Origin of the sequence: Gordonia oleivorans (assembly GCF_040044975.1) — a bacterium.
In the GTDB taxonomy this organism is placed as follows: domain Bacteria; phylum Actinomycetota; class Actinomycetes; order Mycobacteriales; family Mycobacteriaceae; genus Gordonia; species Gordonia oleivorans.
Genome location: NZ_JBDZDI010000008.1, coordinates 47824 through 62926, shown reverse-complemented (window position 1 = coordinate 62926; position 15103 = coordinate 47824). Strand labels below are relative to the sequence as shown.

Annotated in this window: 7 protein-coding genes; 5 read left to right on the top strand and 2 right to left on the bottom strand. The window is 60.3% G+C overall.

From position 1 onward, the window contains the following. The first annotated feature begins 12 nt into the window (after positions 1 to 12). Genes ABLE92_RS14035 through ABLE92_RS14020 form a run of 4 tightly spaced genes read left to right on the top strand, consistent with a single transcriptional unit; the run spans position 13 to position 5891 of the window. Entirely contained in the window at positions 13 to 1122 is a 1110-nt protein-coding gene (locus ABLE92_RS14035) for a restriction endonuclease subunit S (protein ID WP_348805396.1), read from the top strand. Beyond that, positions 1119 to 2060, top strand: coding sequence for a GIY-YIG nuclease family protein (locus ABLE92_RS14030; RefSeq protein WP_348805395.1), 942 nt, complete (start codon positions 1119 to 1121; stop codon positions 2058 to 2060). Before ABLE92_RS14035 ends, ABLE92_RS14030 begins: the two co-directional genes overlap by 4 nt. Then, positions 2057 to 5131, top strand: a complete 3075-nt coding sequence (locus tag ABLE92_RS14025; protein ID WP_348805394.1) for a type I restriction endonuclease subunit R — start codon at positions 2057 to 2059, stop codon at positions 5129 to 5131. The genes ABLE92_RS14030 and ABLE92_RS14025 overlap by 4 nt, the downstream gene beginning before the upstream one ends. After that, on the top strand, positions 5118 to 5891 hold the full coding sequence (locus tag ABLE92_RS14020) for a M48 family metallopeptidase (protein WP_137809111.1): 774 nt from the start codon (positions 5118 to 5120) through the stop codon (positions 5889 to 5891). Before ABLE92_RS14025 ends, ABLE92_RS14020 begins: the two co-directional genes overlap by 14 nt. An 80-nt stretch (positions 5892 to 5971) precedes the next feature. On the opposite strand, the gene ABLE92_RS14015 is transcribed toward ABLE92_RS14020, so the two are convergent. Next, a complete protein-coding gene (locus ABLE92_RS14015) occupies positions 5972 to 8137 on the bottom strand; it encodes an ATP-dependent nuclease (protein ID WP_137809110.1) in 2166 nt (721 codons plus the stop codon). An 89-nt stretch (positions 8138 to 8226) separates the two neighbouring features. Beyond that, positions 8227 to 12045 carry an AAA family ATPase gene (locus ABLE92_RS14010; RefSeq protein ID WP_348805393.1) on the bottom strand — a complete coding sequence of 1273 codons (3819 nt, stop codon included), beginning with the start codon at positions 12043 to 12045 and terminating at the stop codon, positions 8227 to 8229. A 268-nt stretch (positions 12046 to 12313) separates the two neighbouring features. Between ABLE92_RS14010 and ABLE92_RS14005 the strand changes: the two genes are divergently transcribed. Then, positions 12314 to 14230: an ATP-dependent nuclease gene (locus ABLE92_RS14005; RefSeq protein ID WP_137809108.1), complete on the top strand. Its 1917-nt coding sequence runs from the start codon at positions 12314 to 12316 to the stop codon at positions 14228 to 14230. Positions 14231 to 15103 lie beyond the last annotated feature (873 nt).

Genomic DNA, 15103 nt, shown 5'->3' with positions numbered 1-15103 from the left:
AGGGACTTGCCCTTGATAGCGCCAGATCATTTGTCACCAGGTACAGGAAAACTCCTCAAGAAGGAGTCGGCGGCCAGCCAGAATGCAATCAGCGGAAAATATCTGGTAATGCCTGGCGACGTGATCTACAGCAAGATCCGTCCCTACCTAAGAAAAGCTTACAAATGCGACTTTAGGGCTCTCTGCAGTGCTGACATGTATCCGTTATCTCCGCGACCAGGGACGGATCCTTCATTTGTCTTGCATTCGTTGCTAGGTCAGGACTTCACAGATTTTGCTGCAAGCGTCTCGGCGAGAAGCGGGATACCCAAGATCAACCGCGAAGAACTTGCCGAGTTCCGTTTGTACACACCAAATCCGGGGGAGCAGAGAGCGATTGGTCAGGCACTTGACGACGCAGATCGCTCCATCTCCACCCTCGAACGCCTCATCGCCAAGAAGCAGGCGATCAAGCAGGGCATGATGCAGCAACTCCTGACCGGCCGTACACGGCTATCGACGTACTGTCGGCAGTGGGAGGACAGAGCGGCAGGCGATATCGGGGAATTCAAGGGTGGTAGCGGTTTTCCGATTCGCTTCCAAGGGGAGACATCGGGCGAGTATCCGTTCTACAAGGTGTCCGATATGAACAGCGCACACAACGGACTCTTCATGACGGTCGCTAGCAACTATATATCTGAACACCAACGGAAGCAGATTAGTGCTGTCGTCATGCCGGCGAACGCGATAATTTTCGCGAAAGTCGGCGCCGCTGTATTTCTTGAACGAAAGCGCATTCTAACGCGCCCAAGTTGCGTAGATAACAATATGGCCGCATTCACGGTAGACGAGACTCGCGCTGATGTCCGTTTCATTTACTACCTGCTCGAATTGTTTCCAATGAGTTCGCTGGTTGCAACCGGCGCCTTACCATCGCTGAATGGTCGCCAGTTGCGGTCGATTCCTCTTTCACTACCGTCTGATCTCGCAGAGCAACGGGCCATCTCCAGTGTTCTGACAGATGTCGACGCTGAGCTGGAAGTGTTGAGGGCTCGGGCAGCGAAGGCCCGCGACATCAAGACCGGGATGATGCAGCAGTTGCTGACTGGCCGCACCCGCCTGCCCGTGGAGGCTGGATCGTGAGCGCTGGCAAGTCGGCCCGGCTGTTCCTTGCTGACGGCACGCCAGGAGGGTTGCTGACGGCAGAGATCATGAACTGGACCGGTCACGTCGTGGCGGCCCCGCGTTCAGATCTGGCGGCGCTGTTGAAGCGACCCGAAGCGTCGCGCACGGGCATCTACATACTGCTGGGCGATGATCCGGACAGCCTTGGTGGGCAGGCCGCTTATATCGGTGAAGGTGATGACGTCAGCAAACGCCTGTACCAGCATGCGCGGCCAGAAGGTCAGAACGGCAAGGACTTCTGGGATCGAGCAATCGTCCTCACGAGTAAGGACGCGAACCTGACCAAGGCGCACGCCCGGTACCTGGAGAGTCGTTTCATCACTCTCGCGGTCAGGGCCAGTCGAGCACGGCTGACGAACGGGACCGCTCCGGCGCCGATTGTGTTGCCCGAGGCTGATGTGTCGGATATGGAGTACTTCATCGAGCAGGCCAAGATCGTGCTGCCGATCTTGGGGGTGAACATCTTTCGGTCCCCGCGGACATCCGCAGCATCGGCTTCTGCATCTTCTGGGGGTGGTCGCACGGACTCGCCGCTGTTCGAGATGACGATGAAGAAGTGGGGTATCACCGCGACCGCACAAGAAGTGGACGGCGAGTTCACCGTGATCGAGGGCTCCCAGGCGCGTTCCGCGTGGATGGGAGCCGCGGGTCACAACTACATCGGGCTGCGCACAAAACTGGAGAACGACGGCACGCTCGTACCCTCGCCGGACGGCGCCACGATGATCTTCCACCGCGACCACGCCTTCTCCAGCCCGAGTGCAGCGGCCGCTGTTGTCGCCGGCCGGAACGCCAACGGCCGTCTCGAATGGAAGGTGCAGGGCACACAGACAACCTATGGCGAATGGGAGTCCGAGGGGCTTGAGGAGGCCATGAGCGAGGGGGGCCGGTCATGAGTGATGTTGGTCAGAGGGAACGAATCACGCAGAAACGCGTGGTAAACCTCCTCGACAAGAAGCTTGGCTACGACTACCTCGGCAACTGGGCTGCCAGGACCGGCAACTCCAATATCGACGAGGCGATGCTCATCGCGAATCTCCGAGCACGAGGTTACGGGAAGAACCTCATCACTCGTGCACTCGATCGACTCGGGAAGGCGGCAGCGGTCGGCGCCGGCCACGACCTGTACGAAGCGAATCGTGAAGTCTACGGTCTGCTGCGCTACGGCGTGAAGGTCAAGCCTGGCGTCGGGGAGCAGTACGAGACCGTCTGGCTGATCGACTGGGATGAGCTTGAGGCAAATGACTTCGCCGTCGCGGAGGAGGTGACTGTCCTCGGTCAGCACACCAAGCGCCCGGATATCGTGCTCTACGTCAACGGCATCGCTCTGGCCACCCTCGAACTCAAGCGGTCCAAAGTTGCCGTGTCCGAAGGTATTCGACAGACAATCGGAAACCAGTCACCGGACTTCATTCGACCGTTCTTCTCCACCGTCCAGTTCGTGTTCGCAGGCAATGACGTCGAAGGACTTCGGTACGGTCTGATCGACACGCCCGAAAAGTACTGGCTCACATGGAAAGAAGCCACTCGCCGCAAGGTCGGACCCCTCGATAGGGCGCTCCTGCAGATGTGCGAAAAGCACCGCTTCCTGGAACTCATCCACGACTTCATCGTCTTCGACTCGGGCGTGAAGAAGGGCCCCCGCCACAACCAATACTTCGGGGTGAAGGCCGCCCAAGAGCGCATCGCACAGCGCGAGGGCGGCATCATCTGGCACACCCAAGGATCCGGCAAGAGCCTCACCATGGTCTGGCTGGCCAAATGGATACGCGAGAACCAACCCGACGCACGAGTGCTCCTCATCACCGACCGCACCGAACTCGACGAACAGATCGAGAAGGTCTTCCACGGTGTCAACGAGGACATCTACCGCACCCGCAGCGGCGCCGACCTCGTCGCCACACTCAACAACTCCGAAGAGTGGCTGATCTGCTCACTGGTGCACAAGTTCCGTGCCCCTGACTCCGACCGCGAGGACGACGAGGCCACCGCCGAGTTCATCCGGGAACTCAACGCGAAGATCCCGAGGAACTTCAAGGCCAAGGGCAACATCTTCGTCTTCGTCGACGAAGCCCACCGCACCCAGTCCGGCACAATGCACGACGCCATGAAAGAACTGCTGCCAGAGGCAATGTTCATAGGTTTCACCGGCACCCCGCTGCTCAAGGCCGACAAGGCCACCAGCCTCGAAACCTTCGGGTCTTTCATCCACACTTACAAGTTCGACGAAGCCGTCGCAGACGGCGTGGTCCTCGATCTCCGGTACGAAGCGCGCAACATCGAGCAGCACCTCACCTCTCCGGAGCGGGTCGACCAGTGGTTCGAGGCCAAGACCCAGAACATGACGGATCTGTCCAAGGCCGAGTTGAAGAAACGCTGGATGACGATGCAGAAGATCGCCTCCAGCGAGCCACGATCTCGCCAGATCGTCAACGACATCCTCCTCGACATGGAACTCAAACCGCGCCTCAAGAACTCACGCGGCAACGCCATGCTCGTCGGCGAGAGCATCTACCAGGCCTGCCGCCTGTACGAACTGTTCTGCAACGCCGGCTTCCAAGGCAAGTGCGCCATCGTCACCAGCTACATCCCCAACACCGGTGACATCGCGAAAGAACGCTCCGGGGAAGGAAAGACCGAGAAGCTGCGGCAGTACGAGATCTACCGCCGCATGCTCGCCGACTACTTCAACGAACCGGCCGACAAAGCGATGAGCAAAGTCGAGCAGTTCGAACGCGAGGTCAAACGACAGTTCGTCGAGAACCCCGGCCAGATGAAGCTCCTCATCGTCGTCGACAAGCTCCTCACCGGGTTCGACGCACCATCGGCCACCTACCTCTACATCGACAAGAAGATGCAGAATCACGGCCTGTTCCAGGCGATCTGCCGCGTCAACCGACTCGACGGCGACGACAAAGATTACGGCTACATCGTTGACTACCGCGACCTGTTCAAGTCACTGGAATCAGCGATCCACGACTACACCGCGGAAGCGCTCGACGGCTATGAGAAAGATGACATCGAGGGACTCCTCACCGATCGGATCAAGAAGGCACGCGAAGATCTCGACGAGGCGCTCGAGCACATCCGAGCACTCGTCGAACCCGTGAAGCCACCCAAGGGCACCTACGAGTACCAGCAGTACTTCTGCGCCAAGGATCAAGGCGACGCGAAGCAACTCAAGGACAACGAACCTAAGCGGGTCATGCTTTACAAAGCAGTGTCGGCGGTCACCAGCGCCTATGCGAACATCGCCGGCGACATGGCCGAGGCTGGGTACACGAAAACCCAAGCAGCGCAGATCAAGAAAGAAGTCGCCAGCTACATCAGCATCCGCACCGAGGTCAAACTCGGCGCCGGCGAGAACGTCGACTTCAAACAGTACGAAGCCGGAATGCGCTACCTCCTCGACACCTACATCCAGGCAGACACATCCAAGGTCGTTGCGACCTTTGAGGACAAGGGTCTCATCGAACTCATCGTCGAGCTTGGCCCGGACGCACTCGGCCTCCTTCCAGCCGGTGTGCGAAGTGATCCGCAGGCTGTGTCCGAGACGATCGTCAACAATGTGCGCAAGATCCTCACCGACGAACGCATGATGAACCCCAAGTACTACGACCACGTCAGTGACCTCCTTACCGCGCTCATCGAACAGCGGCGGAGGGAGGCGATCGACTACGAGAACTACCTCGCCGAACTCATCGAACTCGCGCGCAAGGCACGGCCCGAGCGCGAGAGCCCGATCCACACGGGACTCCAGGCACTGATCGACAACCTCGGCGACGACCAACTCGCCAGACGAATCGATATCGTCATCCACGAGCTGAAGCCTCACGGTTGGATCGACAGCAAGCTCAAGCAGCGACTCGTACGAAATGCGATCAGAGCCGAGTTGCCAGCCGACTTCGGAGAGGACGAGTTCGACGAACTCATGGCAGTGGTGAAGGCTCACGATGAGTACCACTGACCAGTCGACAGATCCCTCTGTTTCTCCCGGCTACCTCACCGTCCGAGACATCGAGGTAGACGTCGAGTTCAAAGACGTCAAGAATCTCCACATCGCAGTCGAACCACCGCTTGGCCGGGTACGCGTAGCCGCACCCTTGAGTCTCACCGAGGACCAAGTCAGACTGGCTGTGCTTCAGCGATACTCGTGGATTCGCAAGCAGCAGGATCAATTTCGGAACGCACCTCGTCAATCTGAGCGGGAGATGACAACCGGCGAATCCCACTATGTATGGGGCCGTCGGCTGCGCCTCGCTGTGATTGAGCGACCGGGGCGGCCACACTTCGAGATCAGCGGTGATCGGTTGTTGCTCTACACCAATGGTGAGATGTCGCCCGATCAACATCGTCAGCTACTCGACCAGTGGTACCGACAACAACTCCGACACGCTCTGCCTCCGTTGATCGATACGTGGGAGAAGCGTCTCGATGTCGCCGTCCCCAGATGGAGCGTGCGACGGATGAAGACCAAGTGGGGCTCCTGCAACCGCGAGACTCGCCACATCTGGTTCAATGTTGAACTTGCGAAGAAGCCACCAGAGTGCCTGGAGTACATCGTCGTTCACGAGATGACCCACTATTTCGAGCGTGGGCACGGACATCGATTCATCGAGCTCATGGACGCTGAATTGCCCGAATGGCGTAGCCGCAGAGCCTCGCTTAACGCAGCCCCGCTTGCGGATGAGGAGTGGCTGCCCGGTGTGAAGTCCAGTCAGACTTGACGCCGGGCACTCCGGGCCGCATGCTGCTGCGTACTCGTGCGAGGTCCGCTTGGAGGTTAAACCAGTGGTCCAGCAAGCCACTAGTCATGCTTGGCGAAGAATCCGGGCGGCATCGAAGCCCGTAACGAGCGGTATCGTGATGCCGTTCGCTCGACCTCCTCGCCGAAGCTAATGAGTTCCGGATGCACGGGAATCGCCGACCTCGCGGCTTCGTCCGCAGATCGTTGGATCTCGGCGATTCTCTTAGTCTCGTCCTTGGGGAACAACCCCCGGGACGTCAGATAGTCCTTGATGCTGTTGCCGGAGACGGCTGGGTCATCATGTTTGCGCCACTCGTGAATGAGGTTGTCCCACTTGGGCAGCTTCTTGCGTGGTGGAAACAGCTTTTCCTCGGGCAGGTAGCAAACGATGTCGGGGCGCGTGAGGCCGATGATGCGAAGACGGTTTAGGCAGCCGTTGGACAGGGCAAGGTCACCGAGTTGGTGTAGGTACTTGCGTTCGCTGTTCTTGCCACCCGTGCGAAGCACCGTCAAGTTTCTTTGTGCGTCTTCGATTGCGCCGATTTCAGCAAGATCGACTGCCTGTTGCCAGAGGGGGGCGATTCGCTCATGGTCGAGGTTGTCCAATACGACCAGGATATCGACATCCGTGCCGTCGAGCAGGAGCCGTGCTTCCGCGAGAGAATGCGCTGCTTTGGCACCATGCATCGGGAATAGGCCGGCGATCGCTCGGTCCAGCGAATCCCGCAGCAGGCTCCGGAAAACGATCTCGTCATGGGTCCCTTCGACCACTACGGCGACGTTCATGAGCGTATTGAGTTCCGGTGCAGACAAAGACAGTTCAAGTTGAGTACGCTGTCGGGATTCCGAGTCGAGCACGCTGAGTGTTGTCGGACGTATTGCGGTGGTGCCACCACTTCGGTCGGCGTGGACGGCGTGTACGCGAGGGTTGGCGAGCATGTAATGGGAGTGAGTCGAGACGACGAAGGCCATCCCCTCGCGTCGACCGATCCTTGAGAGGATTTCAGGCAGATTTCGAGCAACTTGGACGTGGAGGCCCCGCTCAGGTTCATCGCACAGGAACAGCATTGGCGCATTGGACGACCGCAGTAGTGCTACGTCAGTGACCAGCGACGCCCAGCGGTGCTGTGTGTCTGAGAGCGCGGAGAGGGGCAGGGTCCGCTGGCCGTCGGTCGTGCCGCTCACCCATTGAGGAGTCTGTCCGGTGAACCAGTCCGGTGGACTGCCAACGTGGAACTGGAGGTTGATCCCGGGAAAGAAATCCCCCATGTCGGTGCGTGCGCGATCCTCGATCCGGGCAAATTCTTCAAGAAGGTCTTCGGCGACACTGCCTTGCTCGTCGATGGCAGGTCGGGATTCGGGTATTCGTTGGGCGAGTACTGTTTGGATAGCGGCGCCTGGGGACTTTGGGGCGTCGTGTAAGCCACCGCCCACTATGTCGACTACCGGAATCGAGATGCTACAACCCAACGGAAATAAGGGAAATGGTAGCCACTCGGGGACGTGCTGGCGGTCGAGGTCGACACGCTGCGCGTAGTCATGTGCGATTAGAAGGGCTTGTGGGTAAGTGAACTCCGTAAGGTCGAGCTTCTCACCGCGCGCGGTATCCTCGATCGCCCAACGCATTTCGGTATCCAGGATGCTGGATATCCAGACGTCCCAGGCGGGGTTTTCGGCTGTTCCGGTGGCGACTAGTGTGTACACACCCTCGTCGCACACGGCGACCAACTGATCTACGAATTTCTTGCCGGCCGGGCTGCTGAGCCGACCCGCACGCAATCGAACGTAGCGCTTGGCCAGTTCCGATAGCCAGGCGGTCTCAAGCGCGTCCTGGTCGGGATCGAACAATTCCTCGACGGGTGCATCTTGCGATGCGAGTTGTTCGCCGCGTTCCGCCGCCAAAGCAGCCATGAGTCCTTCCCATATCGCTCTCGTGAGCGCGCAGCGGAACACGTCGTCATCATCAAGGTCCGTCAAGTAGAAGTGTGTATGTGCAACGGGGAGGGGCATCAGCTTTCCCAGTGCAGTGTCGGGCTCGTGGGTGTCGAGCCGGACCCCTGTGAGCGCCGACTGGATCAACTTCAGTATCCACGTTTTGCCAGCGCCATTGAGACCGTACACAGCCTGGACACCTTCATTGAGTTCGATGTGAACGGTGTTCTCCACAGGTCCGGCATGTCCAACGCTTACCCCGAGTACTTCATAGTGTTGATTCCTGATGGACATTGCTGCTTTCTCCTTCTCGGCCTGGGATCTGGCCAATGTGGCCCACAAATAATGGACAGTTGTCAGGGCCGGCCTGCTGCGGCCCGCGGCTAGGTCTCGCGACTTCTCCGCTTGCCCGCGACCTTTTTCGTGGCCCGCCGTCCACCGGAGCGGCGTCCGTCCGTTGTTGCTGATTCTGAAGCGGGTTGGACCCGGAGCACAGAAGAAGCGAAGATCAACCACGCTTCGGCGTTGGCACCTTCGAGATCGTCAGTCCACATGAGGGTGCCCCGTGGTCCGCCGCCTTGGTCGTGGGGGAGGATGCCGTTCTCGGCGTACCACGTCTTCTTGAGCTCCCACTTGCGTGCGTAATCGGGCATGTCGAGCATGCCGGCGTGCTCCCAGTACACGACCTGTCCGTTGCCGAGCGCGATGGTGAAATCTGGGTGGATGACGCGGCCGTCGCTTCCCGAAAGGGGCTCCTCGTAGACCCACCGCCCAGGGACAAGTCGGTCGAGCAGGCTCGCGATGATCACCTCGTTCTTCGAGGCCATCGGTATCCCGTTGGCCGAGATATGCATTAGTTTGCGATCGAAACGGCGCTTCTCACCGCGTAATTCGAGCTGAATCGGTTCGGGTGCCGTGAAGAGATCAGTGAGTCGGCGCGCGGTCTCCGACCGCGACGGGTGGGTGAGTTGGCGGAGGTCGTCGAGGGTCCCGTTATGGATGATCACGACGCGGTCCTTTTGTCGTGTCAGCGCAGTGTAGAGCAACTCGCGTGAGACGTTGGCGCGGGCGGGAAGCACGAGGAAGGTGGTGCCGAATTCGGAGCCCTGCGACTTGTGAACTGTTACTGCCCAGGCGAGTTCGAGCATAGGGTCGTCGCTCTTGGAGGGCCAGTAGGAGTAGTGGAAACCCGGCTGCGAGGAAAACTCGACGTTCAGAGGCAGCTTGTCCTTTGGGACTGTCGACGCGGGCACTGTGCGGCCGATTCCAACCCCGATCTCACCGTTGGCTACGTAGTTCAGCGCTCCTTCCTTCGGCCGAGCGGACAGCTTCCGGTTGATGGTCTGCATCACTTTGTCGCCGCGGACGATCAGTTCAGGGCCGATCGGTTTCGGTATATTGCCGCGCTTGGTATAACGGTGGGCCCAGGCAACGTCCTCGGCCCGGTAGGTCCGCTTGATGTGTCGGTTCAGTTCGACTGAGCCGAACGCCCTTGACCGCGTGGGTGAGAGAATCTGCCAGTTTTCACACCGCGCGCCGGCTCCTGGCTCCCAGTTGAGGTATTTCCCGTTGAGTACGGCGCCGTAGGTGAGGGCGAACGCTCGGGCGGGGTCGGGGTCGCCTGTGAGATCAAGGTTGCGTTCCAACTCGTCAGTGAGCGCCTGGATCGGTGTCCGTTCGCCCCATTGAACGTAGCGCACTGTGGGAAGGTCGGGTTGCTTGCTGAGTTGCGTCCAGATGGACTCGTCGGCTGCTCCCTTGGTGTTACCGCCGAACCAGGCAGCGAGTTCGAGGTCATGGCGGTCGCCGTGGCTGCCGTCTGGGAGTTGTCGACGCGGCACCTGAAGCTCGACGTAGCCGGCCGCGACATGTACCCAAGATGCAAAGCTCTCGGGCCGGATCTTGGTAACTAGGTCGACGAACGGTCTTCCTGCCCCGATGGGCGGAAGTTGGCGGGGATCGCCGACGAGGATGAGGCGGTCTACATGTGCCAGTGAGTCCAGGGTTGCCGCGAGCATCTCCTCCGTCAGCATGGAAGCTTCGTCGATCACGACGAGACTGTGGTGATGCCGCGGTTGGTCGTCACCGCGCACTATGTACTGGCCAGTGTCGGGGTCGTAGCGGTGTGTGGGGAGTAGGTGCGATGCCAGGGTCTTGGCGGTTAGGCCCACCTTCGACGCGAGTTGGACCTTCGCCTTGCCGGTAGGGGCAAGCAGGAGAACGCTTCCCGGTGCCGGGTTGAGGTGCTCGACAAGGGCACGCAGGAGTGTCGTCTTTCCAGTACCCGCAGGACCGATTAGCACCGACAGCGGTGAGTCATGCAGAGTCGATAGACCCTCCGACTTCTCCGTCCGCGCGCGTTCTTCGAGGCTGTCAATCGCGCCGGAGACGGTCGAATTGCGATCGAGGGCCCGGTCGAGGGCCGCACGGGCGTCGGCGATCGGGCCCAGCGCTGCGTGCCCCTGCTGCTCGGTGATGCGGTCGCGGATCAGGTTTGCGGTCGCTTCGAATCGAACGAGCTTGAAGGCGGACGTACCGTCGCCCAGTTCGGTGGTGGTCAATGGTGACCAGATGCCCTGATCAGCATGATCATCGATGCCGTCGGCGTCGAGATCCAGCCCTGGCAGGATCGTGGTCGTCAGGTTCGGTGGCTGGGACAACTCTTCCGCGTTCGCCAGGTCAAGCGTCTCACCTTCTGGAAGAAGTGTGTCGCCTTGCGCTCCGGCCCGTTCGAGGACATCGGTGAGCAGAGCTTCGATGCGTCGGCGATCGAGATGGTCAGCGATCGAGACGCTGTCTGGGAGTGCCGGTGTCCAGGTGACGTGTGTGGGTGGGAAGAGTGCGCGGTCGATGGTCGTGAATGCGATGTGATCGGGTTGGCTGTAGGTGCAGATTGCCGCGAAGTATGGGTTGTCGAGCAATTCGGGAAGAGTCAGCTCGATGTCGGTGTCGCCAGCGAGCAGCATTTTCGCCTGGCCGGTGGAGATATCGAGCGCTGCCAGCAACTGGAGCGTGTCTTGGCGATCGCGTGGCAGCTTCTGCCAGATGCGAGCTTGCGTCTGACCGATGTGGCGGCGGACCGCTGCGCTGGTCGACTGGGGGTCGAGGAGGACCTCGTGGAGGACCTGCCAGGTGTCAACGCGGTCTCCTGCTTCGTCGAGCACGGCGCGTGCCCCCGCGTAGGGCTGCTGCACTCCGAGAATTGACAGCAGAGCAGGCAGGCCCGGGGTGGGCCCGCGCATCTGCCATAGTCGTTCGATTTGTTCGTCGAGCCACTGCAATCCCGACTCGGGCAGTTCAATGCCGAGTTCACGCATTCCTTGTGTCGCGGCCCGCAATGAGGACAGAGCTTCGATCGCTGCGTCATCGGATAGGTGCTCTGTGACGTAGGAAAATTCAGTGAGACGGCCCGCCGGTGCCCAGGCTAGTGCGGACTCGATGTTGACGCCATTGTCGTCGAGCGCCACGAGCTGCTGGTAGGGCAGCAGGATCCCGTCGGCCATCTCTGGGCGCAGGGAGTGTTCGACGATGGTCTCCCACATGGTTGAGGTGAACGGCGGCTGGCCGGCGCTTTGCCACATGCGCGGCGGTTTGACCGCGGTGACCCGGGCTGCGCCAACAAGTAGGCGGTCGGTGCGCTGGTCTTGGAGCGGAGAGTGCTTGAGGTAGGTGAACACCAGCGAGTCCCCGGGATTAACAGGTTCGAAGAACGCGTCGATGATCGCGCGCTGGTTGTTGCCGTCCATCACCCACACCGGCGAGCGGCCCAACGCGCGGTCTGCAGCGTCCTCGGCTTCCGGACTGAACCTCGGCACTCGTTCATGCCCGATCTCCTGGGCAAGGGACTCACGGCTCAGCCACCGGAACGGGACTGCCTCGAAGGCGTATCCGGGCAGGGAGACAGGGGTGTCGAGGAGTGTGCCCTTGAGGGGGCCGCTGTTGCGGTAGGGGTGTTGCTTGACGACGGTATAGCCGTCGGGGGACATGAACGTGGCGCGTTCACTCAGGCACGGCAATCGTCGCGTGTCGAGCCTTCCAATGTCGATTCCGGCATTGCCCCGCTCGTAGGCATCGTTTCGTTCGGCGCCGATCGACGTGAGCAATACACATGACGAGTTGTCCAGCGGATCGTCACACACAAACTGATCCCACGGCCGGTCGCGCCAGGGCACACGCATGGACAAGTGCTCAGTTCCTGCCATGCTGCTGTCTTTACCACGTCGAATCGGACTGTGTGGGGGTTCGGTGGTGCCCTCGGTAGTGGCAGGGGCGAAGTCGTCGTGCGGCGCCACGATTCGGATTCCCGGGGCTGGCGGGACGACGGTGACGCGAGCACTGTCTGCTAGTCGCAGATGTCCACACCGAAGTACTGCCACCAGTACTTCTTCTCGCCGTGGGTCGATAGATGTCGTAGGGCAAAGCTAACCTGACTCAGTCTCAGCTTCTGCCGATCCGCCATTGGAGTCCACAGTGCAACTCACCCGGTTCCGTGTCCGGAAGTTCCGCAACATCGTCGACAGCGACGACATTGTGGTCGATCCGCACGTCACGTGCCTCGTGGGTATGAACGAGGCAGGCAAGACCGCGATCCTCACAGCGCTACATCTCCTCAACCCCGTCTCAGACCAGACATTCTCGGTGCAGCGCGACTATCCTCGTTGGCTCAAGGCCAAGGATCAGCGATCTGGTGAGCTGGCGAATGTGCGGCCCATCGTTGCTGACTTCACGCTGACAGATGACGAACTCGCCGAGGTGGATGCGCGCTTCGGGGCCGGAGCCCTCGCGAGTAAGACCATCACTTTGTCCCGGGCCTACGACGATGGCAACCTCTATTACGTAGTCCAAGCGGAGGAATCCGCAGTGGTGCGCGCCCTGGTGGAGCGGCTCCAACTATCGAACCAAGTGACGAAGGCGAGCAAGAAAGCCGATACGTTTGATTCTCTACGAAGCGCCCTCGACGGTGTGGATAGCGAAGACGAGACCGTCGTAGCTGAGGTAGCTAGATTTCGCGATGAAATCACTGCGCTCGTCGGAGACGGTACAGCTGCGAAGGCGATCTGGAAGCACCTGTCGGCACTGGTCCCCAGCTTTTTCTACTTCGGTGAGTACAACCTGCTCGAAGGGCGAATCGACCTTGTGAAACTCGCCGGGGACGAGGAGACTGCGTCGAGCCCAGACCAGACCGCCCGTGCCCTTCTCGCTCTAGCCGACACCACGCCAGACGCACTCAGCGGAGACGACTACGAGGATCGGAAGGCTGAGCTTGAGTCCGTCAGTAATGAGCTGACGGACCAGGTCTTCGAGTACTGGAAACAGAACCCGCACCTGCGGGTGCGGTTCGACATCGACCGCACGATCGGAATGAACGTTCAAGGCAATCCGGTCGTGACCCAGAACTGTCTCGACATCCGCGTCGAGGACACGCGACATCACTTCACGAACAACTTCTCGCAGCGTTCGAGCGGGTTCCGGTGGTTCTTCTCGTTCCTCGCTGCGTTCTCGGAGTTCGAGCAGCGGGCGGACAGCCTCGTCGTCCTTCTCGACGAGCCGGGCCTGACATTGCACGGCCGGGCGCAGGCCGACTTCCTCAGATTCATAGACGAGAGGCTCGCACCGGCAGCCCCCGTCATCTACACCACGCACTCGCCGTTCATGGTCAAGACCGACCAGTTGGAGCGCGTGAGGATCGTCGAAGACAAGGGTCCGGAAGACGGGGCTGTGGTGAGTCAGGAAGTTTTGAACGTGGGCGCGAGCAGCCTGTTTCCCCTCCAGGCCGCCCTCGGCTATGACATCGCCCAGCACCTATTCATCGGCGGCGTCAACCTGTTGGTCGAGGGACCGAGCGATTTCCTGTATCTGGATCTGATCGGTAGGCATCTCGCGAGCCAAGACCGGCCCGCGCTGGACGAGCACCTACGCATCCTCACGGCTGGCGGCTCCTCGAACATCCCCGCGTTCGTAGCGCTGATTGGCCGCGAACTTGAGGTATCTATCCTCATCGACTCTGGTACCGAGGGTGCCGGCAAGTTGGACGCAGCTCTTGAAGCCGGCCACATTTCCAAGGGCCGGCTGGTGCGCGTCGGCGACGTTACCGCTTCGAAGCACGCCGACATCGAGGACCTATTCGCCATTGACGACTACCTCTCGCTGTACAACAAGGCATTCGGCAAGCGGGTCAAGGCAACCAACCTCGGCAACGGGGACCGCATCATCTACCGGCTGGAGCAGCTGCACGGCAAGTTCGACCACTACAAACCCGCTGAGGCACTGCTGCGTAACCCGGCGCTCCTCGATGAACTCAGCGCTGAGACGCTCGAAAACTTCGAGAAACTCATCCAGCGGATCAACGCGACCCTTCAGACGCAGACTCCGATCCCGCCATCGTGACTTCTCTTGACCGGGCCATCGGGGGACCTGACACAGCCGCAGGTACCTCTTAGGCTTCTCCGCCATACCTTGCAAGATGCCAACGAACAAGCGACAGTTGCTCTCTCAGAATGTATCCCATCTTGTTGTAACGTCCGGAGTGCTCGATTGCACGCTCCACTAGCTGGAGTCGGTTGAGAAGTTCTGAACGGGTTGCGGAGTATCGTTTCGCGCATCGATCTGAGCAATAAAGGCGTGGCCGGCCGACTTTGCCGCCCTTGTACGTGCAGAGTTCGTGGCAGTCGGGGTGTAGGCAGGTCGCGGGGGTATCGATGAGGTCTTGACTTGCGAGCAGGTCATCGACGGTGTGAGCAGGACTGACGCGAAGAAACGACATGATGCATCCCTATCCCCGTCCACCGACAAGATGCGGAGTGGTGGACGATTCAACAAGTGGGCTTCGATGTGTGTCTCAGACTCTACCGGAAGTCTGTGAGCTATCGGCATCGTGAAAGTGCTGCTGATCGCGGGGACACGCCGAAGCAATCAGGATGCTTTGCGAGCGAAATATGCAGCGATAGGTTGACGGCAGTGCCCAAGCTGCAAAGCGTCGGGGCGGAGGCAGACGCTGCGCCAACAGCGCCCGCCCCCTTCGGGCACCCGACTAGGAGGGAGCCCGCGTGGCTCATCGTAGTGCCGTCATGGCGCGCGTCCGCCCTGTGTTGGCGGTGACACCTGTAGGTGTGGCGTGGTGGTGCCCGCAACTGGGCATTCCCCCACCCATTCAAGTCGCGTCGAGTGATCGCGTTCAAACCCGACATTCGTCTGCATCACCTCTGTTCTGTGTCAGAACCGAGAGGTGTGTGCCGTGGGAGGGCCGGGGCCTAATCCGGC

Bases quoted from the DNA above. Each gene is read 5' to 3' on its own strand.
- ABLE92_RS14025 (WP_348805394.1), top strand. From the start codon at position 2,057: ATGAGTGATGTTGGTCAGAGGGAACGAATCACGCAGAAACGCGTGGTA.
- ABLE92_RS14020 (WP_137809111.1), top strand. From the start codon at position 5,118: ATGAGTACCACTGACCAGTCGACAGATCCCTCTGTTTCTCCCGGCTAC.
- ABLE92_RS14015 (WP_137809110.1), bottom strand. From the start codon at position 8,137: ATGTCCATCAGGAATCAACACTATGAAGTACTCGGGGTAAGCGTTGGA.
- ABLE92_RS14010 (WP_348805393.1), bottom strand. From the start codon at position 12,045: ATGGCAGGAACTGAGCACTTGTCCATGCGTGTGCCCTGGCGCGACCGG.